The organism is Actinopolyspora xinjiangensis (assembly GCF_900104475.1).
GTDB lineage: Bacteria > Actinomycetota > Actinomycetes > Mycobacteriales > Pseudonocardiaceae > Actinopolyspora > Actinopolyspora xinjiangensis.
The window spans coordinates 206,104-231,778 of the sequence record NZ_FNJR01000004.1 but is presented as its reverse complement, the minus strand read 5'-3'; the positions used below and the strand labels follow the sequence as shown (position 1 = coordinate 231,778).

The 25,675-nt window shown below is 69.3% G+C and carries 27 protein-coding genes; 18 read left to right on the top strand and 9 right to left on the bottom strand.

Features of this window, described 5'->3' with window-relative positions:
* Window positions 1-17 precede the first annotated feature (17 nt).
* Both BLQ75_RS08085 and BLQ75_RS08080 read right to left on the bottom strand, forming a co-directional pair.
* On the bottom strand, window positions 18-821 hold the full coding sequence (locus BLQ75_RS08085) for a DUF8017 domain-containing protein (RefSeq protein WP_244515328.1): 804 nt from the start codon (window positions 819-821) through the stop codon (window positions 18-20).
* A gap of 272 nt (window positions 822-1,093) precedes the next feature.
* Window positions 1,094-1,504, bottom strand: a complete 411-nt coding sequence (locus BLQ75_RS08080) for a YjbQ family protein (protein WP_092600198.1) — start codon at window positions 1,502-1,504, stop codon at window positions 1,094-1,096.
* 131 nt (window positions 1,505-1,635) lie between these two features.
* On the opposite strand from BLQ75_RS08080, the gene BLQ75_RS08075 reads away from it, so the two are divergent.
* Window positions 1,636-2,664 (top strand): aminotransferase class V-fold PLP-dependent enzyme, encoded by a 1,029-nt coding sequence (locus BLQ75_RS08075; RefSeq protein ID WP_092600513.1) that lies wholly within the window; start codon window positions 1,636-1,638, stop codon window positions 2,662-2,664.
* Between the two features lie 332 nt (window positions 2,665-2,996).
* Window positions 2,997-3,734 (top strand): hypothetical protein, encoded by a 738-nt coding sequence (locus tag BLQ75_RS08070; protein ID WP_244515326.1) that lies wholly within the window; start codon window positions 2,997-2,999, stop codon window positions 3,732-3,734.
* Between the two features lie 54 nt (window positions 3,735-3,788).
* Here the strand turns inward: BLQ75_RS08070 and BLQ75_RS08065 are convergent, their stop codons facing one another.
* Window positions 3,789-4,241, bottom strand: a complete 453-nt coding sequence (locus BLQ75_RS08065) for a ferritin-like domain-containing protein (protein ID WP_092600192.1) — start codon at window positions 4,239-4,241, stop codon at window positions 3,789-3,791.
* Complete coding sequence (locus BLQ75_RS08060) at window positions 4,238-4,729, bottom strand: hypothetical protein (RefSeq protein ID WP_139182942.1); 492 nt, start codon at window positions 4,727-4,729, stop codon at window positions 4,238-4,240. Before BLQ75_RS08060 ends, BLQ75_RS08065 begins: the two co-directional genes overlap by 4 nt.
* Window positions 4,730-4,982: 253 nt before the next feature.
* On the opposite strand from BLQ75_RS08060, the gene rimP reads away from it, so the two are divergent.
* From rimP to rbfA, 6 genes are all read left to right on the top strand, one after another.
* Window positions 4,983-5,540, top strand: coding sequence for a ribosome maturation factor RimP (rimP, locus tag BLQ75_RS08055; RefSeq protein ID WP_092600186.1), 558 nt, complete (start codon window positions 4,983-4,985; stop codon window positions 5,538-5,540).
* On the top strand, window positions 5,537-6,616 hold the full coding sequence (gene nusA, locus BLQ75_RS08050; protein ID WP_092600183.1) for a transcription termination factor NusA: 1,080 nt from the start codon (window positions 5,537-5,539) through the stop codon (window positions 6,614-6,616). The genes rimP and nusA overlap by 4 nt, the downstream gene beginning before the upstream one ends.
* A 149-nt stretch (window positions 6,617-6,765) precedes the next feature.
* Window positions 6,766-7,029: a YlxR family protein gene (locus BLQ75_RS08045; protein ID WP_244515325.1), complete on the top strand. Its 264-nt coding sequence runs from the start codon at window positions 6,766-6,768 to the stop codon at window positions 7,027-7,029.
* Between the two features lie 80 nt (window positions 7,030-7,109).
* A complete protein-coding gene (gene infB / locus BLQ75_RS08040) occupies window positions 7,110-10,322 on the top strand; it encodes a translation initiation factor IF-2 (RefSeq protein WP_092600180.1) in 3,213 nt (1,070 codons plus the stop codon).
* A 72-nt stretch (window positions 10,323-10,394) separates the two neighbouring features.
* Window positions 10,395-10,688 (top strand): DUF503 domain-containing protein, encoded by a 294-nt coding sequence (locus tag BLQ75_RS08035; protein WP_092600511.1) that lies wholly within the window; start codon window positions 10,395-10,397, stop codon window positions 10,686-10,688.
* 143 nt (window positions 10,689-10,831) lie between these two features.
* Window positions 10,832-11,320: a 30S ribosome-binding factor RbfA gene (gene rbfA, locus BLQ75_RS08030; protein WP_092600177.1), complete on the top strand. Its 489-nt coding sequence runs from the start codon at window positions 10,832-10,834 to the stop codon at window positions 11,318-11,320.
* 131 nt (window positions 11,321-11,451) lie between these two features.
* Here the strand turns inward: rbfA and BLQ75_RS08025 are convergent, their stop codons facing one another.
* A complete protein-coding gene (locus tag BLQ75_RS08025; RefSeq protein ID WP_092600174.1) occupies window positions 11,452-11,964 on the bottom strand; it encodes a CGNR zinc finger domain-containing protein in 513 nt (170 codons plus the stop codon).
* Between the two features lie 64 nt (window positions 11,965-12,028).
* On the opposite strand from BLQ75_RS08025, the gene BLQ75_RS08020 reads away from it, so the two are divergent.
* Window positions 12,029-13,366, top strand: coding sequence for an MATE family efflux transporter (locus tag BLQ75_RS08020; RefSeq protein ID WP_092600171.1), 1,338 nt, complete (start codon window positions 12,029-12,031; stop codon window positions 13,364-13,366).
* Window positions 13,367-13,412: 46 nt separating this feature from the next.
* Here BLQ75_RS08020 and def read toward each other — a convergent pair whose 3' ends face one another.
* Window positions 13,413-13,913: a peptide deformylase gene (gene def / locus BLQ75_RS08015; RefSeq protein WP_092600168.1), complete on the bottom strand. Its 501-nt coding sequence runs from the start codon at window positions 13,911-13,913 to the stop codon at window positions 13,413-13,415.
* A gap of 130 nt (window positions 13,914-14,043) precedes the next feature.
* Here def and truB point away from each other — a divergent pair, with 130 nt between their 5' ends.
* The 8 genes from truB (at window position 14,044) to BLQ75_RS07975 (ending at window position 21,985) form a co-directional block, all read left to right on the top strand.
* Complete coding sequence (truB, locus tag BLQ75_RS08010; protein ID WP_244515324.1) at window positions 14,044-14,955, top strand: tRNA pseudouridine(55) synthase TruB; 912 nt, start codon at window positions 14,044-14,046, stop codon at window positions 14,953-14,955.
* Window positions 14,956-15,118: 163 nt separating this feature from the next.
* Window positions 15,119-16,099 carry a bifunctional riboflavin kinase/FAD synthetase gene (locus BLQ75_RS08005; protein ID WP_092600162.1) on the top strand — a complete coding sequence of 327 codons (981 nt, stop codon included), beginning with the start codon at window positions 15,119-15,121 and terminating at the stop codon, window positions 16,097-16,099.
* Between the two features lie 136 nt (window positions 16,100-16,235).
* Window positions 16,236-16,745, top strand: a complete 510-nt coding sequence (locus BLQ75_RS08000; protein ID WP_092600159.1) for a helix-turn-helix domain-containing protein — start codon at window positions 16,236-16,238, stop codon at window positions 16,743-16,745.
* A 98-nt stretch (window positions 16,746-16,843) separates the two neighbouring features.
* On the top strand, window positions 16,844-17,419 hold the full coding sequence (locus BLQ75_RS07995) for a 2'-5' RNA ligase family protein (protein ID WP_092600157.1): 576 nt from the start codon (window positions 16,844-16,846) through the stop codon (window positions 17,417-17,419).
* Window positions 17,420-17,632: 213 nt separating this feature from the next.
* Complete coding sequence (rpsO, locus tag BLQ75_RS07990; protein WP_092600154.1) at window positions 17,633-17,902, top strand: 30S ribosomal protein S15; 270 nt, start codon at window positions 17,633-17,635, stop codon at window positions 17,900-17,902.
* 284 nt (window positions 17,903-18,186) lie between these two features.
* Window positions 18,187-20,442 (top strand): polyribonucleotide nucleotidyltransferase, encoded by a 2,256-nt coding sequence (locus BLQ75_RS07985; protein WP_092600152.1) that lies wholly within the window; start codon window positions 18,187-18,189, stop codon window positions 20,440-20,442.
* 311 nt (window positions 20,443-20,753) lie between these two features.
* Window positions 20,754-21,503, top strand: a complete 750-nt coding sequence (gene dapB / locus BLQ75_RS07980) for a 4-hydroxy-tetrahydrodipicolinate reductase (RefSeq protein WP_244515323.1) — start codon at window positions 20,754-20,756, stop codon at window positions 21,501-21,503.
* On the top strand, window positions 21,503-21,985 hold the full coding sequence (locus BLQ75_RS07975; protein WP_092600507.1) for a hypothetical protein: 483 nt from the start codon (window positions 21,503-21,505) through the stop codon (window positions 21,983-21,985). The genes dapB and BLQ75_RS07975 overlap by 1 nt, the downstream gene beginning before the upstream one ends.
* A 107-nt stretch (window positions 21,986-22,092) precedes the next feature.
* Here BLQ75_RS07975 and BLQ75_RS07970 read toward each other — a convergent pair whose 3' ends face one another.
* Window positions 22,093-22,650 carry a GNAT family N-acetyltransferase gene (locus BLQ75_RS07970; RefSeq protein ID WP_092600149.1) on the bottom strand — a complete coding sequence of 186 codons (558 nt, stop codon included), beginning with the start codon at window positions 22,648-22,650 and terminating at the stop codon, window positions 22,093-22,095.
* 105 nt (window positions 22,651-22,755) lie between these two features.
* Between BLQ75_RS07970 and BLQ75_RS07965 the strand changes: the two genes are divergently transcribed.
* Window positions 22,756-23,967 carry a winged helix-turn-helix domain-containing protein gene (locus tag BLQ75_RS07965; RefSeq protein WP_092600146.1) on the top strand — a complete coding sequence of 404 codons (1,212 nt, stop codon included), beginning with the start codon at window positions 22,756-22,758 and terminating at the stop codon, window positions 23,965-23,967.
* Between the two features lie 30 nt (window positions 23,968-23,997).
* Here the strand turns inward: BLQ75_RS07965 and BLQ75_RS07960 are convergent, their stop codons facing one another.
* Together BLQ75_RS07960 and BLQ75_RS07955 are read right to left on the bottom strand one after the other, a co-directional pair.
* Entirely contained in the window at window positions 23,998-24,951 is a 954-nt protein-coding gene (locus BLQ75_RS07960; protein ID WP_092600143.1) for a DUF4097 family beta strand repeat-containing protein, read from the bottom strand.
* A gap of 47 nt (window positions 24,952-24,998) precedes the next feature.
* Entirely contained in the window at window positions 24,999-25,544 is a 546-nt protein-coding gene (locus BLQ75_RS07955; RefSeq protein ID WP_092600140.1) for a toxin-antitoxin system HicB family antitoxin, read from the bottom strand.
* Window positions 25,545-25,675 lie beyond the last annotated feature (131 nt).

Sequence of the window (25,675 nt, the reverse complement as noted above, 5' to 3'; positions counted from 1 at the left end):
GTGAGCCGCTTCCCGGCTCACCGGCGTACCGGGCGTGCGCTTTCCACTATCCGGGGAACGATCCGATCGCCCCGGGCGTTCGGTGACGGGGCGGGACGCTCGCTGTCCGCGCTAGCCACGAGCACGACGTAGTCGTCTCGGGCCTCCACAACCAGCACCGCCATCGTGGCCTCGGTGGGGACGCACTTGGCCCCGCCGTCGGCGGGCAGCTTCACGGTCCCCGACAGTCGAACCGCGTCGTATCCCTCCACCGTGGTCTCGCGCGGTTCGCCGGGTTCGAGCGAGATGTCGCGCGCGTCACCACCGGGGTCGTAGAAGTTCGCCCCGGCCGCGTCGAAGAAGGCCTCGGCGGTTCGCGACATGGTGTCCTCGGCGAGCACCCGCGTGCTCACCGCGCGTCCGCCGACCAGGGTCGTGCCGCCGCACTGGTAGGAGGGGCCGTCCACGAGGCCGCGGAAGGTCATGTCGCCGAGCTCGGGAATCGAGTACCGCTGGTCCGAGGGGAGTACGTTCCAGTTCTCCGGCACGTCGTAGGCCAGCTGGATCCGCCTGTTGTAGCCCACCTGCCAGCCGTCGATCCGCGGTTCGGGAGCCGGGGGAGGTGTCCAGGTGGTGGTCGAGGGCAGGTCCCCGCCAGCGGCCGTGTCGCCGTTCGTCGGTGAGGAGGTGGTGCCGTAGTAGATGCTGATGGTGATCGCCCCCACCAGCATCAGCACCGCCAGCGTGAGCCCGGTGATCACTCCCCATCCGGGTTTGCGGGGAGGACCACCGCTTGGCTCGTCGAACGTGCCGAAGCCGCGGTAGACGGACTCCCTCGGCATGCCCGAGCGGCTGGAGTCCTGTTGCCAGCCGTAGGGGCTGGAACGGGAATCCGTCGACCACCCGCCCGGGGAACCGCCCGAATGGGACGGCCATTGTGGATACCGCTGGCCGCCTCGTGGACCGAATCCTGATTGGCCGGACGTGTCGTACGGCCCACCGGGTGGTTGCGTCACATCAACAAGATTACCGCTCCCGAGTCGGGGGCGGTTCGCCACCACCGAGTGGACCGACGCCACACCACGGGCTCGCCCGGAGCGGTTCCGCGCGGGGCTCAACCCTGGAGGAAACTGAGGCGCACCCGCCGCACCCGGTTGTCGGTGTTGGTGTCGACCAGGCATACCGACTGCCAGGTGCCCAGCGCCATCCGTCCGCCGAGCACCGGGACCGAGACGAACGGCGCGACGAAGGCCGGGAGCACGTGGTCACGTCCGTGTCCGTGCGAACCGTGCCGATGCCGCCAGCGGTCGTCCGCCGGGAGCAGGTCGCGCAGTGCCGCGAGCAGGTCGTCGTCGCTGCCCGCCCCGGTCTCGATGACAGCGATCCCAGCGGTGGCGTGCGGCACCCACAGGTGCAGCAACCCTTCGTTCCCCTCGGCTCCGCGCAGGAACCTCTCACACTCGGCACTGAGGTCACGCACGACCTCGCGATCGCCGGTGCGGATCTCGACCTCTTCACTGTGCATATCCGGCAGTCTAGGAGTCGTGCCGTCCCGCGGTCGGCTGGTCCGCGAACCGCTCGACCGCGCCGCGCGAGGACAGCGCCATGTCCTTCGTTTCCGACTACGTCCTTGCCCGGCTGAAGTACAGTTCCGGCATGCGCGAGGCCTTCGGAGCGGAGTTCGAGCTCACCGCCGGGTACTTGAACACGGCGAGCATCGGCGTGCCGCCGGTGTTCGCGGCCGACGCTCTCTCCGAGGTCGTCGGTAGGTGGCGTGGCGGGCGAATCGAGGCCACCGAGTTCGACGACTCCGTGGCCTCGGCACGGCGCGACTTCGCCCGGTTGGTGGGGGTGAACCCCGATCGGGTCGCCGCCGGTGGCTCCGTGGGGCAGCTCGTCGGTTCGGTGGCGGCCGGTCTGCCCGAGGGCAGCAGGGTGCTCGTGGTACAGGGAGAGTTCACCAGCGTGGTGTTCCCGTTCGCGGTGCAGCACGACCGCGGCGTGCGGGTCACCGAGGTGGTCCCGGAACGGTTGTTCGACGCCCTGCCCGGACACGACGTCGTCGCCGTCAGCCTGGTGCAGTCCGGTGACGGCGCGGTGATCGACCCCGCACGGCTCCGCGAACTGGCCGAGGAGCACGGTGTTCGGGTGCTCCTCGATGTCAGCCAGGCGGCGGGGTGGATGCCGCTGGAACTGGACTGGGCGGACTGGGTGGTCGGATGCGGTTACAAGTGGTTGCTGAGTCCGCGCGGGGTCGCCTGGCTGGCGGTCGGTTCACGCGCGTTCCTCCCGCGTCCCCACGGGGCGAACTGGTACGCGGGTCGGGACCCGTGGCAGAGCCTCTACGGGTTGCCGCTGCGGCTGGCCGACGACGCGCGCTCGCTGGACTCCTCCCCGGACTGGTTCGCCCAGGTGGGGGCGGCCGCCGCGCTGCGATGGCTGGCCGGGCTCGACCTCGCCGCCGTCCGGGAGCACTGCCTCGGGCTCGCGAGCGCGCTGTGCTCGGAGCTCGGGATGTCCGAGCCCCGCTCACCCGTGGTCTCGCTGGAGACTCCCGAGGCGGCCTCGCGGCTGCGTACCGCCGGGGTCCGGTGTGCCGTGCGGGACGGCAGGACGCGGGTGTCCTTCCACCTCTACAACACGTTCGAGGACGTTCGGGTGCTGCTGGACGCGCTTCGAGGATAAGGCCGGGAAGGACTGCGCTGATGTGCTGTTCTCCGTACGATCGTTACCCGCTACGGTAGGTGCCCGTGTCGGATCACCACGGTGCACCCGAACAGATGACGGGGTCGCAGCAGAATTTCGAGCGCGGAGACACCGCGCCACTCAATGCGGTCCGGGAGAGTGATGGCGGACCACCTGAACGGGCGACTTCGGGGCCGAGTGGGGGCGGCCGTTCGGGAAGCTCCGGCGAGGAGAGCACCCGCCCGACGTTCCCTCCGCCGGACAGCGGGCACCAGGCTCCCGCACAGGCGGCGCCGCCGCGGTCGGCGCCGTGGAGGGGACCGCAACCGCCCGTGACTCCGCCCACGGCCGGACAGCGGGTGCCCGCGGTGCCCGCCCCGTCACGAGGGGGACCGGGGCACAACGGATTCGGCGAGGTGGACCGGAGCGGTGACGAGGGTTCCCACCTCCACTCGGGAGGCGGGTCCGGCCGGATCACCCCGCTGGGCTGGATCGGACGTGGGCTCGTGCTCTGCGCGATTTCGGTGGTGTCCGGGTTGTTGTGGCTGGTGTTCCAGCCGAGTGCGCCGCCGGACACGACCGGGGCAGAGGACGGCCAAGGCCCCCAGCGGCCGCGAACCGCGTACGAGTTCACGGAGTACCTCTCCGACGAGCCCACCAACTGCGCGGACCACTCGACGGGCAAGATAGCGCGCTTCTTCGGCGAGACCCCCTGTGAGCACCTCACCCGTGCGCTGTACACCACGCAGTTGAACAACGGCGAAAAGGTGCTCACCTCGGTGGTGACCGTGCTCATGCCCGACGCGGAGTCCGCCGAGAGTCTGGAGAGGATGGCGACCCGCAACGCCACCGGCAACATCGAGGACCTCGTCACGGCGGGCAAGGAGGTGCCGGAGCGGTACCCGACCCTGTCCCACGACTACGGCTACGACTCCACGCACCAGGGACGGCTGGTGGTCATCGGCGAGTCCTCCTACTTCGGGCGCAGCGACAGCGACGACGGCAGGTTGAAGAACGTCACCACCGAGGCCCTGAAACTGGGACGAGGGCAGGACGAACAACCGGGGTGAGCCCTTCACCGCCGGGGCGTGACCCCGTGCGGAACCACCACGCCTCCGAAGAGCTCACTCCCGTCCCGGGAAGGCGGGCGCGCTGGGGCGCACGCCCAGTTTCAACCGCCACCGCGTGGCTCTGGTGGCCGCGTCGGTCAGGCAGGTCAGCGCCAGTTCCTTCAGCCGCCGCGGCTCCGAACGCTCCAGTACCGCCAGCCAGCCCGCGGAGCAGTCCTGCTCGACGGCCAGCAGCGCCCGTAGTGCCGAGTCCTGGTCGGTGACCGGTTTCGGCGTCCGGTAGGCGGGCTCGGCCACCGGTGGGGCGACTCCCGCCGAGCGCAACAGCTCTCTGGCCCGATCACGGTGCTCACGGTGGGTCGTGGCCGCCTCGCGCAGCTCCGCCGCCACCTTCTGGTCGGTCACGAAGGCCTTCGCCAGGCCGTGGACCCAAACCGCGGCGTGCTCGGTTCCGAGCGCCTGCCGTACCGCGCGTTCGCCCGCTTCGGAGAGCTCGACCGCGCTCATGCCACGACCTCCACCAGACTCGCGCAACCAGCCGAGACGCTGCCCGCGAGCCCGGCGCGGTAGCCGGACAGCTCGGGTGCGGTTTCGGCCGCCTGCCGTTGCGCCTCGCGCAGCGCGGTGCGCAACCGCTCGGCGGCCCCCTCGGGCGTCTCGGCGATCTCCGGCTCGGGGGCGGACCCACTCGGGAACGTCGAGTCCTCACCCGCGACACGGGTGATCTCGCGTCGCAGGGTCTCCCCGTGCCGCGCGCGGGCGTCGGCCACCGCCCGAGCGCGAGCGGCGAGTTCGGGATGTCGCTCGGCCGTGAGGCGGGCCAGCTCGGTGTCCGTGCGTGCCCTCTCGGAGAGCTTCACGAGCGGGTCCGGTTCCGGGCCGGAGCAACTCAGCACTGCCGGTGACAGCGCCGCCAGCGCCGAAAGGCGCAGGAGACCGCGTCTGTTCAGGTTCGGTGAGGGGGCGGTGGAGCCGATCCGGAGGGGAAAATCCACGGTCACACATATTGCCAGTCGGTGTCCGGTACCGGCCGCGCGTGGTCTCGTGTCCGAGTCGGCGTCGATGCTCCGTGCGCCGCGCTGGTGAGCGGTTGGACGCGATACCCTGGGATGCCACGGTCATCGTCGGTGCTTCGGGACCGTGGTGCTTCGCCGCCCCAGCGAAGCCGGCGGCGTCGGTTCGTAGGAAGATCACAGGCGTCGCGTGCACCGGACAACTTCAATCGCCGCAGATATTTGGAGTGCAAACGTGTCCAGCCCGCCGCGGGACGAGATAGTCGCGCGCCTGACGCCCACCGTTTCGCAGGCCGTGGCCGAGGTGGGATTCGACCTCGAGGATCTCGACATCCAGCAGGCCGGTCGTCGGCGGCTGGTCAAGGTGATCATCGACGCCGACGAGGGGGTGGCCCTCGACGACATCGCCGAGGTCAGCCGAGCCCTGTCCAAGGTGCTCGACGAGCACGACCACGTACTGGCGGGCTCCTACACGCTCGAGGTCACCTCGCCCGGTGTCGATCGTCCGCTGACGAAGCAGCGGCACTGGAGGCGCGCGCGCAACAGACTCGCCAGGATCAGAACGGTCGCTGGCGAGGAACTGCTCGGCAGGGTGGGCCCCGCGTCGGAGAGCGGGGTGCTGGTTCTCGCCGGTGGTCGGGTTCGGCGGTTGATTTACGGTGACATCGAGCGCGCGGTGGTCGAGGTTGAGTTTCAGCAGCCACCGGCGGAGGAATTGGTCAAGCTCGATCGGGCTGCTGACGTCGCCGCGGACGACGGCGGCGACGGAAATGACACGGAGGAGTCGAGGTGAACGTCGACATCGCCGCGCTGCGGGCGATCGAACGCGACAAGGACATCCCATTCGAGACGGTCCTTCAGGCCATCGAGTCGGCCCTGCTGACGGCCTATCGCCACACCGAGGGGCACCAACCGCACGCCAGGGTCGAGGTGGACCGCAAGACCGGCGTGGTTCGTGTGATCGCTCACAGCCTCACGTCCGAGGGGGAGATCGCCGAGGAGTGGGACGACACCCCGGAGGGCTTCGGCAGGATCGCCGCCACTACGGCGCGCCAGGTCATCCTGCAGCGGTTGCGGGACGCCGAGCACGAGAAGACCTTCGGGGAGTTCTCCACCAAGGAGGGGGAGGTCCTGGGCGGGGTCATTCAGCGTGACGCCAGGGCCAACTCCCGGGGCATGATCGTGGTCGAGGTCGGTGACAGCGAGGGGGTCATCCCCGCCGCGGAACAGGTTCCCGGGGAACGCTACGAGCACGGTAGCCGCATCAAGTCCTACGTCGTGGGTGTGTCACGCACGGTGCACGGTACGCAGATCACGCTCTCGCGCACCCACCCGAACCTGGTTCGCAGGCTGTTCGCGCTGGAGGTCCCCGAGATCGCCGACGGGACAGTGGAGATCCCCTCGGTGGCCAGGGAGGCCGGGCACCGGTCCAAGATCGCCGTGCGTTCGGCCGTGGAGGGCGTCAACGCGAAGGGGGCCTGCATCGGTCCGATGGGCGCCCGGGTACGCAACGTCATGAACGAGCTCGGCCAGGAGAAGATCGACATCATCGACTACTCCGAGGATCCGGCCACTTTCGTGGGAAACTCGTTGTCCCCGGCTAAGGTAGTCTCGGTGGAGGTCGTCGACGAGCGCGCCAAGACCGCGCGAGTGATCGTGCCGGACTTCCAGCTGTCGTTGGCGATCGGCAAAGAGGGTCAGAACGCCAGGTTGGCGGCTCGGCTGACGGGATGGCGCATCGACATTCGCAGTGATGCCGACCCGAGTTCTCCCGCCACCACCGCTGGGCACCCGGACGCGGAGCCTCCGGATGCGGAGGGAATCGTGTCTCAGGTGAACGATCTGCCCACCGTGGGTTCGGCGGAGTGAGGAAGGCGAGTTAGAATCACAGGTGGCTCAGCGCGAGGGGAGCGAGAATTCGTACACGATCGACCGGTAGCCGTGGCGGAGGCCACGAGCCGATTCGGACGTGTATCGGTTGTCGTGCCCGGACGTGGGCTTCCGATCTGCTGCGAGTAGTGGCCGAGAACGGCCGTGGGGTCGTTCCCGATCCCGGGCGCAGGCGTTCGGGGCGGGGTGCGTGGTTGCATCCCGATCCCGCGTGTCTGCGTTCGGCCGAGCGGCGTCGGGCCTTTTCACGTGCGTTGCGTGTGCGAGGACAACTCGACAGCACGACAGTGCAGGCCTATGTGGAGCAGGTTGCTCACGAGCAAGCCAACACGGGATTTTCCCGTACCAGGCAGTTAGAGGAAGCAGGTCGACCCGTCATGAATCAGCCGTGAAGCTGAAGCCATGAACGCGCACCGGCAGTAGGACGAGGTCGAGCGGGTCTGCCGCCCGGCCTCACCAGACGAGGAGAGCAGTGGCAGGTAAGGCCCGTGTGCACGAGCTCGCAAAGGAGCTCGGCGTTACAAGCAAGGATGTACTCAACAAGCTCGCCGACCAGGGCGAGTACGTGAAGTCCGCTTCTTCGACGGTCGAAGCACCTGTGGCACGCAGGTTGCGGGACGCGTTCACGAAGACGGACACCTCCGCGCGCGCCGCGGCGGACAACGGTGGTACCACCACGAAGTCGAAGTCCGAGGACAAAACGAACGGGCAGGACGCCGCCGGTGGCCCCGCCCAGTCGGAGCGGAGCGCGTCGCGGTCCGACTCCGGCAAGACGGACTCACGGATTCCCAAGCCCGGCCCCAGGCCGAAGCCCGGGCCGAAGCCGGGCCCGCCGCAGTCGAAGCCGGCCGCCAAGACCGGCGCCGAGGAGAGCGGTGGCGAGGCCACCCAACAGTCCCGGCCGCAGACCGGGCCTCCCGCGGCCGAGTTCCGGGACGAGTCCGGTTCCCGGAACGAGGGGGCGGCGACGGCCGAGTCCGGCGGTCAGCCGAGCGGTACCCAGCAGGCACCGGCCGAGAAGCCGAACAAGCAGGCCCAGAGCGGTTCCGGTAAGACGGAACGCCAGGTTCCCAAGCCCGGGCCTCGCAACGTTCCCAAGCCCGGGCCCCGGCCTTCCAGCAAGCCGCAGTCCGGCGGGGACGGTGCGGACGGCAGCGTGGTGCCGCCCAAGCCCCAGTCCTCCAAGCCCGGTTCGCGCTCCCCCCGGGTCGGAAACAACCCGTTCGGGGTCGGCAGCGGTTCCCCCGGGCAACGTGGTCCGGGTGGAAAGCAGGGCGGCCAGGGCGGCTCCGGTGGCCAGCGCCAGTCCGGCCGTGGCGGCCAGGGCGGTCAGCGTCCCGAGAAGCAGGGTGGCGGCCAGCGGGCCGACAAGCAGGGCGGTCAGCAGCAGGGTTCCGGCCAGGGGCAGCAGCAGACTCCTGCCGCCAAGAGTGGCCAGCCCACTGAGGGGGCTCCCAAGCCGAATCCCGGCATGATGCCTCCCCGCCCGAATCCGGGCATGATGCCTTCCCGGGCCCCCAAGCCCGGTGGCGGCACGGGAAGCGGATCCGGCGGTGGTGGCCGTGGCGGTGGTCCCGGTGGTGGTCGTGGTCGCGGTCGTGGCGGCAACGCTCCCGCTGGTGGCGGCCCCGGCGGTCCCGGTGGCGGCCGTGGCGGTGGTCCCGGTGGCGGCCCCGGCGGTGGCCGTGGCGGTGGTCCCGGCGGCGGCCCCGGTGGCGGTTTCCGGGGACGGCCCGGTGGCGGTCCCGGCGGCCGTGGCGGCACGGCGGGCGCCTTCGGCAAGCCGGGCGGTCCCTCCCGGCGTGGGCGCAAGTCCAAGCGCCAGAAGCGCCAGGAGTACATGGACAACATGCAGGCGCCCTCGGTCGGCGGGGTGCGGCTGCCGCGTGGCAACGGCGAGTCGCTGCGGTTGCGCCGCGGCGCCTCGTTGACCGACTTCGCCGAGAAGATCAACGCCAACCCGGCTTCGCTGGTGCAGGCGATGTTCCACCTCGGTGAGATGGTCACGGCCACGCAGTCCGTCTCCGACGAGGTGCTGGAGCTGCTCGGCCAGGAGATGAACTACAAGGTCGAGATGGTCAGCCCCGAGGACGAGGACCGGGAGCTGCTCGAGTCCTTCGACCTCAGCTTCGGTGATCCGGGGAGCAGCAGCGACGAGCTGGTCTCCCGCCCGCCGGTCGTGACCGTGATGGGCCACGTCGACCACGGTAAGACCAGGTTGCTGGACACCATCCGCAAGTCGAACGTCCAGGAGGGCGAGGCAGGCGGAATCACCCAGCACATCGGTGCCTATCAGGTGCAGACCGAGCTGGCCGGTGAGGACCGTCCGGTGACCTTCATCGACACCCCCGGCCACGAGGCCTTCACGGCCATGCGTGCCCGGGGTGCTAAGTCCACCGACATCGCCGTGCTGGTCGTGGCCGCCGACGACGGTGTGATGCCGCAGACGGTCGAGGCGATCAACCACGCCCAGGCCGCGAGCGTGCCCATCGTGGTGGCCATCAACAAGATCGATGTTCCAGGTGCCGACCCGGATCGCATCAAGCAGCAGCTCACCGAGTACAGCCTGGTCGCCGAGGAGTACGGCGGCGAGACGATGTTCGTGGAGATCTCCGCGAAGCAGGGCCAGAACATCGAGGGGCTGCTCGAGGCGATCCTGTTGACCGCGGACGCCACTCTCGACCTGCGTGCCAACCCGACCATGGAGGCGCAGGGCGTTGCGATCGAGGCGCACCTCGACCGCGGTCGTGGCCCGGTGGCTTCGGTGCTGGTGCAGCGCGGCACGTTGCGGATCGGGGACTCGATCGTGGCCGGCGGGGCGCACGGCAGGGTGCGTCGGATGATCAACGAGCACGACCAGGACGTCACCGAGGCCAAGCCCTCGCAGCCGGTCCAGGTCGTCGGGTTCACCTCGGTGCCGGGTGCCGGTGACACCTTCCTCATGGTCAACGAGGACCGAGTGGCCAGGCAGATCGCCGATCGTCGAGCCGCGAGGACCCGTGAGGCGCAGAACGCCGCCAAGCGCAAGCGGGTGAGCCTCGAGGACCTGGACAAGGTCCTGCAGGAGACGAACCAGCTCAACCTGATCATCAAGGGTGACAACTCCGGTACGGTCGAGGCCCTGGAGGAGTCCCTGAACAAGATCGAGGTCGGTGACGAGGTCGAGCTGCGTGTGATCCACCGCGGTGTCGGTGGCATCAACGAGAGCGACATCAACCTCGCCACGGCCGAGAACACCATCGTTCTCGGGTTCAACGTCCGAGCGGAGGGCAAGGCGGCCGAGGTCGCCGGCCGCGAGGGTGTGGAGATCCGGTACTACTCGGTCATCTACCGCGCCATCGAGGACATCGAGCAGGCTCTCAAGGGCATGCTCAAGCCCGAGTACGAGGAGGTGCAGCTCGGCAGGGCCGAGGTGCGCGAGGTGTTCAAGTCCTCCAAGGTCGGCACCATCGCCGGGTCGATGGTTCTCAGCGGCATCGTGCGTCGTAACGCCAAGGCGCGGTTGTTGCGAGACAACGTGGTCGTCGCCGAGAACCTCACGGTGAGCTCGCTCAAGAGGTTCAAGGACGATGCCACCGAGGTGCGTGAGGGCTTCGAGTGCGGTATGACGCTGGGCTCGTACTCCGACATCAAGGAGAGCGACATCATCGAGGCCTACGAGATGCGGGAGAAGCCTCGAGTCTGAGGCCCGTCGCGTGTGGGGACCGCGAAGGCGGTCCCCACACGCGTGGGTTCGCCGAATCGGGGTGAACAGCTGATGTACGTGGGTGCGCTCGAACTCGATCTCCTGCTCGGTGACGTACAGTCGTTGAAGCAGAAGCGCGCGGTCGTCCGCCCGCTCGTCTCGGAGCTGCGGCGTCGTTTCGACGTCGCCGTGGCCGAGGTGGGCGAACACGATCTCTACCGTCGTGCGGTCGTCGGGGTGTCGGCCGTCTCGGCGGAGGCCGGGCAGGTCCGCGATATCCTCGACGCGTGTGAGCGCGCGGTCGTGGGACATCCCGAGCTGGAACTGCTCTCGGCCCGGCAGCGCATGCTCGGTCCGGAGGACTGAGCGCGTTCCCGCTGAGCGGGATGTGTTCTGCTGCCCGTCGTGGGGTGACGGGCATGCCCGTGGGTCCGGTACCCACGTGGGTTGTCGGACGGATACGACGATGGTCGGCCCCGGGCGGGACCGACCTGCAGAGGAGGTGCGCCGTGGCTGATTCGGCGCGCGCCCGCAGACTGGCCAAACGTATCGCGCAGATCGTGGCTTCCGGGCTGGAACACGAGGTCAAGGACCCGAGGCTGGCCATGGTCACCATCACCGATGCGCGACTCACCGCCGATCTGCGTGACGCGACTGTCTACTACACGGTTTTCGGTGACGACACCGACGAGAGTGCGACGGCGGCGGCGTTGCACAGCGCCACCGGTGTGCTGCGTTCCCGAGTGGGGCAGCAGACGGGGGTGCGGTTCACGCCGACGTTGACGTTCGTCGCCGATTCCATTCCCGGTAACGCTCGCAGGCTGGACGAGGTCCTCGCCCAGGCGAAGGAAGCCGATGCCGAGGTGGCCAGGTTGGCCTCGACCGCGAGCCCCGCGGGGGAAGTGGACCCCTACCGCAGGCCGGACGAGGGCGAGGAGGACACCGAATCGGCCGCGGCCACGGATGAGGAGCGGGAGCCCGGTCATCGGGAGGCCTGACGAGGTTTTACCGGCTGGGAGCGGTTCCGACCGGGAACTGGTCGGCCGGAGCCCGGCTCACCGGTGCCACGAGCCCCTACCGGTTTCGTCGTAGGGGTGAGTCGGATGCCTTCCGTGGTGGTGCTGCTCGTTCAGGAGCGATGGCGGGCTCGGAAAGCGGCCACATTCACCCGGTTGGCGCAGCGAGTGGAGCAGAACTGCTTGGTCCGGTTGGCCGAGGTGTCCAGGAAGTAGTTTTCGCAGTGCGGCGCCGCGCACTTCCCCCAACGTTCGGTGCCGTGTCGCACGATTCCCTGTGCGAGTCCCCAGGAGGCCACCGCGGCGATCTCGCGGGCGGGGCCCGCGTCGACGTCGGCGACGTGGATGTGCCATTCCGAGCCGTGGTCCGACAGCCAGGGAAGTGGCGGGTAGCTGCTCAGCAGTTCGTTCGTCGCCGCTTTCACGGTCGGGGTGTCCCCCGCCGTGGCCGCCGCCAGCGCCCGCCGGATGGTGGCCGCGACGTCTCGCAGCACCGCCATGTCGGATTCGGAGATCCGTTCCGACCACCAGGGGGCGTCCCGCAGTGCCGTGCTCAGCGTCTCCGGCCCCGTCAGGTCCGCGTTGGCGAGACGGAGCGCACTCTCCGTGTAATCGGCGTTGTGCATGGCTGATCCTTACCGTAGCCTCCGTAAGGGTCGATTTTCGTTTTAGCAGCTTACTGGAGATGGAGTGTCCGAGGTCGCTGAGCGGGTTCCGGTGCGGCGACTGCTCGCGTTGGCGGTCCCGGCGCTGGGAGTGCTGGCCGCCGAACCGCTGTACGTGCTCGTGGACACCGCCGTGGTCGGCCATCTGGGGGCGGTTCCGCTCGCCGGGCTGGCACTGGGCGGCACGCTGTTCACGGTCGTCTCCAGTCAGCTGACCTTCCTGTCGTACGGCACCACGGCTCGTGCGGCTCGACTCCACGGAGCGGGACGACGCTCCGACGCGGTCGCGGAGGGGATCCAGGCCAGCTGGCTCGGCGCCGGTGTCGGTCTGGTGATCCTACTGCTCGCGCAGTCGCTCGCCGATCCCGTCGTGCGGCTGATGACCGGTGGTGGACAGCTAGCCGACGCGGCCACCGGTTGGCTACGCATCGCCCTGCTCGGCGCCCCGATGGTGCTGATCAGCCTCGCCGGGCACGGCTGGATGCGCGGGGTGCAGGACACGGTTCGCCCGCTGCGCTACGTACTGGCGGGCAACGGTGTCTCCCTCGTGCTGTGTCCGGTGCTGGTCTACCCCGTGGGCTGGGGGGTGGAGGGCTCAGCCGTGGCCAACGTCGTCGGCCAGACCGTGGCGGCGGGCCTGTTCGTCCGGGCGCTGCTGACCGAGCGAGCCATCGCTTTCCGCCCGGACACCGCGATGATGCGCGCGCAGCTTTCGCTGGGACGCGATCTGATCCTGCGCACCCTGGCGTTCCAGGCATGCTTCCTGTCCGCGACCTCGGTGGCCGCTCGGACCGGTGCGGACACCGCCGCGGCGCACCAGGTCGTGTGGCAGCTCTGGAGCTTTCTGGCGCTGGTGCTCGATTCGCTGGCCATCGCGGCCCAGTCGTTGGTGGGGGCGGCGCTGGGCAGGGAGGCGGCCCGCACCGCGAGAGCCATCGGTAGACAGGTCAGTTGGTACGGACTCGGGTTCGGCGTGCTGCTCGGAGTGCTGTTCACGGTGCTGTTCCCCGTGCTGCCGTCCGCGTTCACCAGCGATTCCTCGGTGCTGGCCGAGATCCCCCACGCGTGGTGGTTCTTCGTGGCCCTGCAACCCGTCGCCGGAGTCGTCTTCGCCCTGGACGGTGTGCTGCTCGGGGCGGGTGACGCGGCCTATCTGCGGACGGCCACGATGCTCAGCGCCGCGATCGGTTACCTTCCGCTGATCTGGCTCGCACTCGTCTTCGACTGGGGGCTGTCGGGCATCTGGACCGGTCTGAGCCTGTTCATGCTGGGCAGGCTGCTCACGTTGCTTTCGCGGGCGCGCTCCGGTCGTTGGGCGGTGGTGGGAGCCACCCGGACGCCCAGCGATTCCGCGGCTCACTGACCGGAGTGCGCCGCTCGAAGACAGGACGGCGAGCACCGTCACCGGATCAGCCGCCGTTCCAGAACCAGTCGGTGGCGCGTACCTCCTTCAGCGCGGCCCGGCGCTTTTCGGCCTCCAGCCGTTGCAGATAGACGATCCCGTCCAGGTGGTCGGTCTCGTGTTGCAGGCAGCGTGCCATCAGGTCGTGGCCCTCCACGGTGACCGGTTCGTTGCGCAGGTCCACGCCACGCACCTTCGCGTAGGAAGCGCGGCGTGTCGGATAGCTCAGCCCGGGGACCGACAGGCAGCCCTCCTCGCCGTCCTGCTCCCCGGCGGTCTCCACCAGCTCCGGGTTGATGACGTAACCCTTGTCCCCGTTGACGTCATAGCTGAACGCCCGCAGGCTCACACCGATCTGCGGCGCCGCCACACCGGCCCGGCCCGGCTCACTCACGGTGTCCAACAAATCCGTGACCAGCGAGACTATTCTGTCGTCGAAGACGGTGACGGGGTCCGTCATCGTACGCAGCACCGGGTCGCCGAACCGCCGGATCGGCCTGATCGTCACCGTGGAACCTCCTGCTCGTCGCCGCGCACCACGTTAGCGAGGTGTGGCCCGCGCGTGGTGCCCGGGTCGGGACCGGCGCGCGGGTGACCCGTTCCGGGCCCGTTACCGACATCAGGCAGGATGGGGCGCCGTGCCGCGTCAGACCCGAACTTCCTCGCAGCAGACAGTGCCCCCCGGTTTGTTGGTCGTGGACAAACCGTCGGGGATGACTTCGCACGACGTCGTCGCGCGTGTCCGCCGCACCATGGGCACCCGTAGAGTCGGGCACGCGGGCACACTCGACCCGATGGCCACCGGCGTGCTGGTCCTGGGGCTGGAGCGCGCCACCAAACTGCTCGGCCACCTCGCCCTGGACACCAAGGCCTACCTCGCCACCGTTCGACTGGGCTCCTCGACCAGCACCGATGACGCCGAGGGGGAGTGCCTCTCGGCCGCGGACGCCTCTGGGGTGACCGAGTCCGCCGTGAGGTCGGCGATAGCGAACCTGACCGGTGACCTGGAGCAGGTTCCCAGCGCGGTCAGCGCGGTGAAGGTCAACGGTCGGCGGGCCTACGAACTCGCCCGGCAGGGCGAGCAAGTGGAGTTGAGCGCCCGCCCCGTGACCGTTTCGCGGTTCGACCTGCTCGCCACGCACCACGACGGGGATGTCCTCGATCTCGACGTGATGGTGGAGTGCTCCTCCGGTACCTACGTCCGTGCGCTGGCCCGTGATCTGGGGCGCGACCTGGGGGTCGGGGGGCATCTGGTCCGGCTGCGCCGCACGCGGGTGGGTCCGTTCGGCCTGTCCACCGCTCGTACCCTCGAAAGTCTCGAACAACACCCCGAACTGTCCATGGAACTGGACGAGGCCGTCGCCACGGCGTTTCCCCGTGTGGATGTCGGCGCGGACACCGCGCGCGCTCTCTCGCACGGCCAACCCGTGCGGGGGGCGGGATTCGAGGGAACCTATGCCTCCTTCGACCCGGAGGGGCGTGCCGTGGCGTTGCTGCGGGATCGGGGCAGTGGTGCCAAACCGGTGCTGGTGCTGCGGCCCGCGGGTTGACGGCGAGATCGTTCGACGGCCTCGTGTGCGGGTGTGTCGCGGCGTCTTCGGACCGACTCCGTTCGGGGCCCGAGCTCTCCTCGGCGCCCCCGCTGAGCGCTTCGATCGCGACACGCCGAGGTCCCACCCGTGCGCCGAGCACGGCTAGATAAGGTGGGAAGCCGTGCAGCGTTGGCGTGGCTTGGAGCAGCTTCCCAGTGGGTGGGGCCGGTGTGTGGTCACCATCGGAGTCTTCGACGGGATGCACCGGGGGCATCAGCAACTGATCGGGGAGGCCGTTCGGCGTGCCCGGGAACGTGGGTTGCCGTGCGTGCTGGTCACCTTCGATCCTCATCCGGCCGAGGTGGTCCGGCCGGGGAGTCATCCCGCCCAGCTGACCACGTTGCAGCGCCGGGCCGAACTGGCCGAGTGGCTCGGAGTGGACGTCTTCTGCGTGCTGCCGTTCACTCCGGAACTGTCGCGAATGCCCGCCGACGAGTTCGTCCACGAGGTCCTCGTGGACCGGCTGCACGCCGCCGTCGTCGTCGTGGGCGAGAACTTCACCTTCGGCCACAAGGCGGCCGGCAACATCGATCTGTTGCACACGCTGGGGCAGCGTTTCGGCTTCGAGGTCGAGTCCGCCGATCTGCTGACCGGCTACACCGACGGTGTCGATCGTCGGGAACCACCGGTCACGTTCTCCTCGACCTTCGTGCGTTCCCGCGTCGACGCGGGCGACGTGGCCGCCGCGGCCGCCGCTCTGGGGCGCTATCACCGATTGGAGGGGATCGTCGTCCGCGGTACCGGCAGGGGCGGCAGGGAGCTCGGATACCCGACCGCCAATCTGTCCACCCCCGAGTTCGCGGCGATTCCCGCCGACGGGGTGTACGCCTGCTGGTTCACGCATCGGCAGCGCGGGGCCCAGGAACCGGAGCGAACCCTGCCCGCGGCTGTCTCGGTGGGCAGCAATCCCACGTTCTCCGGCACCGAACGCACCGTGGAGGCCTTCGTGCTGGATGTGGACCGCGATTTCTACGGTGAGTACGCCGAATTGGATTTCGTTTCCCGACTGCGTGGCATGGTCCGTTTCGATTCGGCCGAACAGCTGGTCGATCAGATGGCTCGGGACGTGGCCGACACGCGTGCCCTCCTCGGGGTGGAGTGACGGCCTCCACCGCGCGACCGGCTGTCCAGCTGTTATGAAACATTTTTCGGATTCCGCCCCCGCGTGTGTTGCCGGACTGGCAATATTCGGAAACCGAAAGGGGTCATCTGTCCGAACGGCAGCCGGGGGAGCCAACGTGCGGGAACGCGAGGTCGTCCAGCGGAATCTGGCGCTGCAGCGCCAGTGGTACGGGGAACCGTTGGGCGATCGGGTACGGCGACTGGTGGTCGCCTACCGGACTTCGCAGGCCCAGCTGGCCGAGGTACTGGGAATCAGCGCTCCCATGCTCAGCCAGGTGATGAGCGGAAGGCGAGCCAAGATCGGCAACCCCTCCGTGCTGGCCAGGCTCGTCATGCTGGAACGCAAGGTCTTCACTCCCGGTGTCGCCGCCGGTGAGTCCGAAGCGGTGCAGCAGGCCCTGGAGGACGTGAAGGGCTCTCGTCCGGCCCTCGGTCGGGACAGCGTGCCCGTCAGGCAGGCGGGTAACAACGAGGAAGTGGCCTGGCCCGCCCTGCGGCAGATCGCCCAGCCGCACGAGTTGGAATGGGCGGCCGACCTGTTGGACGGTTACCATCCCGCCCTGGCGGGGCTGCTTCGCAGAGCGGCCTGCGGCGGGAGTGGAGCCGAGGACAGCGGATCGGCCTGAGCGGCGACAGCCCGTCCCGGAAGGCGGGGAGCGTTGTGCCGGGAAAGTATCCTGGGGCGGAAGTGTGATGCCCCTGCCAGGTTGTGGGACTCCGCCCGATGCGTTTGTTCACCGCGTTGTGGCCTTCCGAAGCGGCCGTCGCGGACCTGTCCGCCGTGTTGGGTGGCAACCGGCGGGAGAAGTGGCCGGTGCCGACCGAGGGACTGAGCGGGTTCCGCCCGGTCCCGCCTCGACTGTGGCACATGACGCTGTGCTTCCACGGTGACGGCGCCGATCCCGAGGTCGTCGCGGCCCGGTTGCGGGCCGGTGTGAGCGAGCTCCGCGCGGCCGATCCGGGGTTCGTGGTTCCCCCGCTGTGCCTGGCCGGGGCGGGGACGTTCCGCGGGGTGCTCTGGGTGGGGGTGGCTCCGGAGGATGATGTCGCCGCGCTCGGGCCCGACCCCGCGTTGCGCAGGCTCGCGCTGCTGGCGGGTGCGGACGAGGGACGTTTCCGCCCACACGTTACTGTCGCCAGGTGGTCACGCGGTAGGCTTGACCCGAACCGAATCACCGGTCGGCTGAACGACTACGTGGGACCGGCATGGTCGGTGAGGTCACTCGACGTGGTCGCCAGTGAACGGCACGCGGGGAAGCTGACTTACCGGACGGTGTGCCGGGTTCCGCTGGATCCGTGACACGCCCCGCGGCGGGTATCCCGCTTTTCACCGGTCTCCCTGTTATGCTCGGTGGCAACCTTCGGCTGCGGTCCGTGGCGGCCGGGGATCAACCAGACGGGTGATCGCCGACTTCGAGTGGTTCGGCGTCGACCGGACGGTGACGATATGTAATCCGATGTCGTGCGCGATGCGGCATCGGTGGCACGGGACACGAAACAAGGAGACTCACTCGTGGCGCTGTCCACTACTCAGAAGCAGCAGATTCTGTCCGAGTACGGTCTGCACGAGTCCGACACCGGATCGGCCGAGGCGCAGATCGCCCTGCTGACCCACCGGATCTCCGGGCTGACCGAGCACCTCAAGGAGCACAAGCACGACCACCACTCCCGTCGTGGCTTGCTGCTGATGGTCGGCCGCCGCCGTCGGATGCTCAACTATCTGACGCGGGTCGACATCACGCGCTACCGCTCGCTGATCCAGCGACTGGGACTGCGCCGCTGACAGTTCGCCGAGGGGAGTGGCCGCGCTGCCACTCCCCTCGCTGTATGGAGTGTGACTCCACGAGCGAGCTCCGGACGACAACCGGCAAGTGACACAGGGTTGCCTACACAGAGTCCACACCGCTGCCAAGCAGGGGCCTTCGCCGGTCCTCGGTAGTGGCCGCAGGGGGTGTCGGAGCGAACATCCCCTGGGCTTCGATCGATGACCGGCCCCGTCGGACCACGCTGCGAGCGGTTGTTGTGGCCTCTGCGTTCCAGGAGCCCACACCTCTCCTAGGAGTAACGATGACAGACTCGCAGTCGTACGACGACGGTGTGTACGAAAGCACCGCCGTGCTGGACAACGGCGAATTCGGCAAGCGCACCGTGCGGTTCGAGACCGGCAGGCTGGCGAAGCTGGCCGCGGGCAGCGTGACCGCGTACCTGGACGACGGCACCATGCTGCTCTCGGCCACCACGGCCTCCAAGCAGCCCAAGGAAAACCTGGACTTCTTCCCGCTGACGGTCGACGTCGAGGAGCGGATGTACGCGGCGGGACGCATCCCGGGGTCCTTCTTCCGCAGGGAGGGGCGTCCCTCCACCGACGCGGTCCTCACCTGCAGGCTGATCGACCGGCCGCTGCGCCCCACCTTCGTCGAGGGCCTGCGCAACGAGGTGCAGGTCGTGGTCACGGTGATGAGCCTGGACCCCGAGGACTCCTACGACGTCCTCGCCATCAACGGCGCCTCCGCTTCCACGCAGCTGTCCGGACTGCCCTTCTCCGGCCCAGTCGGAGGAACCCGCATGGCGCTCATCGACGGCCAGTGGGTCGCGTTCCCCACCCACGAGCAGCTCAAGCGATCCGTGTTCAACATGGTCGTGGCGGGGCGGATCGTCGGTGACGACGTGGCGATCATGATGGTCGAGGCCGAGGCCACCGAGGCGACCGGTGAGCTGGTCGAGCAGGGGGCTCAGAACCCGACCGAGGAAGTGGTCGCCGGAGGTCTGGAGGCTGCCAAGCCCTTCATCCGGGTTCTCTGCGAGGCGCAGCAGAGCCTGGCCGACGCCGCGGGCGTCGCCACGGAGGAATACCCCGTCTACCCGGCTTACGCCGAGGACGCCTACGCCGCTGTGGAGCGGGCGGTCTCCGACGAACTCGCCGAAGCACTGGCCATCGCCGGTAAGCAGGAACGCGAGCAGCGACTCGACGAGCTGAAGGAGATCACCCTGCAGCGCGCCGGTGTCGAGGAGGGAGAGGCCTTCGCGGGCCGGGAGAAGGAACTCGGTGCCGCGCTGAAGGCGCTGACCAAGAAGCTGGTCCGGCAACGCATCATCCGGGAGAAGGTCCGCATCGACGGGCGCGGGCTGACCGACATCCGGGGACTCTCCGCCGAGGTCGGTGTGGTTCCCCGGGCACACGGTTCCGCGCTGTTCGAACGCGGTGAGACCCAGATCCTCGGCGTGTCGACGCTGAACATGCTCCGGCTCGAGCAGACCATCGACAGTCTCGGGCCGGACACCAGCAAGCGCTACATGCACCACTACAACTTCCCGCCCTACTCCACCGGCGAGACCGGCCGGGTGGGTACGCCGAAGCGGCGCGAGATCGGGCACGGTGCGCTGGCCGAGCGCGCGCTGGTCCCCGTGCTGCCTGGCAGGGAGGAATTCCCCTATGCGCTGCGCCAGGTTTCCGAGGCTCTCGGGTCCAACGGCTCCACCTCGATGGGCTCGGTCTGCGCGTCCACGCTCTCGTTGCTGAACGCTGGTGTGCCGCTCAAGGCCCCCGTGGCCGGTATCGCCATGGGGCTGGTCTCCGACGAGGTCGACGGCCAGACCCACTACGTGGCGCTGACCGACATCCTGGGTGCCGAGGACGCCTACGGCGACATGGACTTCAAGGTCGCGGGCACCAAGGACTTCATCACGGCGTTGCAGCTGGACACCAAGCTCGACGGCATCCCCTCCGAGGTCCTCGGCCAGGCCCTGGGCCAGGCCAGGGACGCCAGGTTGGCGATTCTCAACGTCATGGCCGAGGCGATCGGCTCGCCGGACGAGATGAGCCCGCACGCCCCGCGGGTGACCTCCATCAACGTGCCGGTGGACAAGATCGGCGAGGTCATCGGCCCGAAGGGCAAGATGATCAACACGATCACCGAGGAGACCGGCGCCGAGATCACCATCGAGGACGACGGCACGATCTACGTGGGTGCCTCGGACGGCCCCTCCGCCGAGGCGGCCATCGATCGGATCAACGCGATCGCCAATCCGCAGCTGCCCAAGATCGGCGAGCGTTTCCTCGGGACCGTCGTGAAAACCGCCGCCTTCGGCGCGTTCGTCTCCCTGATGCCGGGCAAGGACGGTCTGGTCCACATCTCGAAGCTGGGCAACGGCAAGCGCATCGGCAAGGTCGAGGACGTCGTCAACGTCGGTGACAAGCTCCGAGTGGAGATCGCCGACATCGACAGCCGGGGCAAGATCAGCCTCGTTCCCGTCGACGAGGAGTCCTCCGAGGCGGTCAACGCCGACGAGGCCTCCGTGCAGCAGCCCGCCGAGGCCGACTGACCGGGAACTCGCCGAGCGTGTCGCGGGAAACCGGGGTGGTGGCCCTGGGCGTCTCGGCGCCCGGTTGCCCCCCCCGGAATCCGGCACCGCTCCACAAGACCGGGGAGGATCTCGGTGCGGCGGCGGCCATCCGACGTAGGCGGGGACACCGGCGAACCGGTCCGCGCGGTGTGCCCCACCGTGCTCCCCGCCCGGCCCGGCCTCGCCAGTGGCGGGAACCATCAGCCGGGGCGGTGTACGGACCGGCCCCGGATGGGCAATATCGTGCCGGTGGCCGGGATCGTTCAGCGTACGAGTAAGGAGTCGAGCCGGTGGAGCCGATCAGGGTCGGCGTGCTCGGTGCACGCGGGAGAATGGGGACCGAGGCCGTTCGCGCCGTGGGCGAGGCGCACGACACCGAGCTGGTAGCCGAGATCGGCCGGGGGGACTCGCTGCGGGCGCTGCCGAAGGCCGGAGCCGGGGTCGCGGTGGACCTGACTCACCCGGACTCGGTCATGGACAACGTGGCCTTCTGCGTGGAGCACGGCATCGACGTGGTGGTCGGTACCAGCGGAATCGGTGAACGGGAGCTGGACACGATACGGGGGTGGCTCGGTGAACGACCGGGCACCGGCGTGATCGTCGTTCCCAACTTCGCCATCGGCGCGGTGCTGTCCATGAAGTTCGCCGAGATCGCGGCCAGGTATTTCGAGTCGGCCGAGATCGTCGAGTCCCACCATCCCCGCAAGGCCGACGCCCCCTCCGGAACCGCCACCCGCACCGCGCGGCTGGTCGCCGGAGCCAGGGCCGCGGCCGAACTGGACCCGATGCCCGACGCGACCACCAAGGATCCGGACGGGGCCCGTGGCGCGGAGGTCGACGGGGTTCACGTGCACGCGGTGCGGATGGCCGGTCTGGTCGCCCACCAGGAAGTGCTGTTCGGTACCGAGGGGGAGACGCTGACCGTGCGGCACGACTCCTACGATCGTCGCTCGTTCATGCCCGGCCTGCTGCTGGCGGTGCGTGAGGTCGGCGAGCGCGAGGGGGTCACCGTGGGGCTGGACACCCTGCTGGGGTTGTGATGTCCGAGAGCGCGAAAAGCCGTTCGCGGTTGACGGGTGCGCGCGGCTCGGCGTTGCTGCTCGCGCTCGTCCTCGCGGTGTATCTGGTGCTGCTGGGGAGCAGGGCGGTGACGATGCTGCTCAGCGGTTCCCCCGTCTTCGTGGTCCTCGGAGTCGCGGTGCTGGTGCTGCCGGTGCTCGGTGCGTTGCTGGTGGTCGACCAGATCCGCTTCGGTATGAGCACCGAGCGTCTCGCGAGGCGCCTGCGGGCCGAGGGGAGGCTTCCGGACGTCTCGCACCTGCCACTGCGTCCTTCCGGACGTGTGGAGCGGGAGGCCGCCGACGAGTGGTTCGAGGCCAAGCGCGCCGAGCTGGAGCGTGCCGGAGAGGACTGGCGGGCGTGGTACGCGCTGGCGCAGGCCTACGACCTGGCGGACGACCGCAATCGTGGCCGCCGGGCCATGCGCAGGGCCATCGAGCTGGAGCGGCGGGACCCCGAGTGAGACCGGCCGGAGGCCCCTGTCCTGGATGACCAGTTACCCGGCTGCCCCTCGCCGGAATCCGCTCCGTGGTGCCCTCGCGGAAGGTGAGGAACGAGTACTCCCCGCTCTCATTGGAAACGCAGCTCCAGGGTTCCGGTGACGCGGAGTTCACGCAGTGGTCTGCCCCCCGCGTCGAGGGTCCGGACCGTCCCGTCCGGTTCCCAACCCACGCCGCGGTAGAAGGCCATGGACGCTTCGTCGGCCTCCGGGATCCAGCTGATGCCTCTGGTGTTGCCGGCCTGCCGCAGCTGTTGGGCCAGCGTGCCGAGCAGCCTGCCGCCGTGCCCCCGGCGCCCCCAGCGGGGTTCCACGAGCAGGGTGCTGACGAGAACCGTGCTGTTCGCGTCCTCCGGCACGGAGCCGTCCGCGGCGGCCGTCTCACCCGTGGGTGCCGTGCCGCCCGCGCAGAACCCGACCGACCAGTCGCCCTCCGTGGCCAGCAGCACCGTCGTGGAGTTCTCCTCGATGGCCTCCCGCCACTGCTGTTCGGCGGTGTCCTCGGTCAGCTCGTCCAGCACCCCGGGCGGTAGCAGCTCCGAGTAGGCACTGCGCCAGGTGCCGAGCTGGATTCGAGCGATTTCCGCCGCGTCCGCGGCGATGGCGGTCCGTACCTCAGCGTCGGCCATGTCGGGAACCTAACGTGTCCGTGCCGACCGATTCCGTGGTGGTCGGAAACCGGTTCCGCCCACGGCCGCGTGGCGTGTCGGTGCTCGCTGGCATGATCCCGGTGTATGCGTGAGATCAGCATCGCGGTGGCCCGACGCATCGCACTGGCGGCCCAGGGGTTCGCCGACGCCCCGGTTTCCGGTTCACCGGACCGGCGACAGCTGCGTCGTGTGCTCAACCGGACGAACCTGTTGCAGCTGGATTCGGTCAACGTGGCGGTGCGTGCCCACTACATGCCCGTTTTCAGCAGGATCGGTGGTTACGACAGGTCGTTGCTGGACGACGCGGCCTGGAACCCGGACTCTCGGCGCCCCCGCCTGCTCGTGGAGTACTGGGCGCACGAGGCATCGTTGGTCCCGCTCGCCGACTGGCCCCTGCTGCGTTGGCGGATGCGGGCCTACGCCGATCCCTCGCGGCCTCGGTACCGTCGGTTGGCGGAGCGCGCGCCGGGTCTGGTCGACGAGGTGCGCACGGCGGTCAAGGAGAGCGGGCCTATCAGCGCGGGGGAACTGGAACGCGGGATCGGTGACGCCAAGACGGGATCGGGCACCTGGTGGAACCGTTCGGACACCAAACACGCCTGTGAACTCCTGTTCGCCGCCGGTGAGTTGACCACGGCCACCCGACGCGGTTTCGAACGCCACTACGAGCTCGTCGAGCGCGTGCTCCCTCCGGAGGTTCTGGGGCAGGATCCACCGGAGGAGGAGGCTGTACGCGCGCTGGTGCTGCGTGCCGCCCGGGCGTTCGGGGTCGCCACCGAACCGGACTTGCGGGATTACTACCGGCTGCCCCCGGCGCGCTCCCGCGCGGCGGTGGCGGAGCTCGTGGCGGAGGGCGAGCTCCTCCCCGTGGCCGTGGAGGGATGGGCGGATCGGGCCTATGTGGTCCGCGGCGCGTGGGCACCTCGTTCGGTGGGAGCTCGCGCGCTGTTGTGCCCCTTCGACCCGTTGGTCTGGTTCCGCCCCAGGGCCGAGCGCCTGTTCGGCTTCCGGTACCGCATCGAGATCTACCTGCCCGCGGAGCGGCGCCAGTACGGTTACTACGTGTTTCCGTTCCTGCTGGACGACCGCCTCGTGGCGCGGGTGGACATCAAGGCGGACCGCCGAGCGGGTGTGCTGCGCGTGCCGGGAGCGTTCGCCGAGCCCGACGTCGACCGCAACCGGGTGGCCTCCGAGCTGGGGCTCGCCCTGCGGGAGATGGCCGACTGGCTCGAGCTGGAGCACGTGGTGATCGGGGAACACGGCGATCTCGCCCCGAAACTGCGCCCGGTGTCGTAGTTCGGCCCCTCCGGGGCGTGGTCCGGAGGGTCAAACTGCCGAGGTCAGCAGTGCCTGCCCGCTGCCGGTTCGGCCGAAGAGCCTCAGCGGCGGCGGTGTGGCCGGTGGTTCCGTGGCCACTTCCAGTTCGCTGGTTATGCTGCCGGTGGAGGAGGTCAGATCGACCTCCGCGGCCACCCCGCGCCCCACGGCGAACTGGAGTTCCCCGGAGCCGGTGATCAGTTCCACCTGCCCCGAGGTGCCCTCGGCCACCGTGATGTCGCCGCTCCCGGAACGTACCAGCAGGTCGTGGCCGACACTGCCCAGCCACACGCTGCCGCTGCCGGTCACCACCGAGGAGGCGGCCTCGATCGACGCGATCTCGATCCGGCCGCTGCCGCTGCGGGCCTGCACTCCTCCTGCCATGCGCCCGAGTCGGACCAGCCCGGACCCCGTCCGGACCGTGGCCGTACCGCTCGCCTCGTCGGTGAGCACCGATCCGGAACCGCTCTGCAGGCTCATCCGGCCGGCGCGGCCGGCGATCCGGATCGACCCCGGGCCGGTTCGGGTGTTGACCCGCGAACCGCTCGGCGCGCGTACCCGGACGGCGAGCGGTACCGAACGCAGCGGCACCGTGGTCGGTGGGTGCACGGCCACCCTGCTGTTGGTCATGTCGACACGCGTCTGGTGGACCGCCTCCGCGGCCGCGTTCAGCGCCCGGTCCCCCTCTCGCCCCCCGCCGTTGCCGCGTCCGTTGCCCGGTTTGATCCCGGTTTCGTTGAACTGCTCGCTGACCCAGTTCAGCAGTCCGCTGAGTCCGCCGCGCCAGTCCGGGTAGCCGTGCTCGGGTTCGTGTCTCACTTCGACGTGCACCGATTCGGAGTCGTCCAGCTCGACCTCGACCGGGCCGACACCGTTGCTCAGGTCCAGCTCCACCGGCCCCGCCGCACGGAAGTCGCGGGTGCGCAGCAGCTCCTCGGGTGGTGGTTCCGAATGCTCGCTCAAGGTGTTGTTCTCCTTCGGTGAGATCCGCGCGGGTGAGCTCGGTGGGCCTAGCCGTTGACCCACCCCCGCAGGCGGGACGACGACGGAGCGTCCTGCGGAGCCTCGCCGGTGCTTGTCGGCTGTTCGGGGTCGCTGCCGCCCCAGGCGCCGTGGGGTCGGGTTCCGTGCAGGGCTCCCTGCACCGCCCTTGCCACCCAGGTGTTCAGCGATACTCCCTGAGTGGAGGCCGCCTGCTCGGCCTGCCCTTTGATCTCGTCCAGCAGCCGCAGCGTGATCCTGCTGATGTCGCCACTGTCACCGGTCGGGGGTGGTTGCGGCGGTCCCTCCTCCGGAGGTACCTGGCGCTGTTCCTCTCCGCCGCTGACCACCGCGCGCACGTCCCTGCCCTCCAGGCGCACGTCGACCACGCGGCCGTCCAGTTGGGTGGTCACCTCCGCGGCCAGATCCGACAGCGCGTTCATGAGGGTCAACCGCATCGCGGGCTCCAGCGCCCCGGACAGCAGCGTCGCGGCGTGCCGTGTGTTCTCGTCGCCCACCGAGGCCGCCGCGTTCAGATCTTCCCGGAGCTGGTTGATGTGCGAGCTCAGATCCATGACATCACCATGACGTCATTCTGGTGTCACGACAAGGGGAGCGTGGTGTCTTCCGCTGCCCCCAGCGGTGGTCGGGGAGGCCCGCGGAGAACCACGATGACCTCGAACACCCACCGCGCACCGCGCGTCGG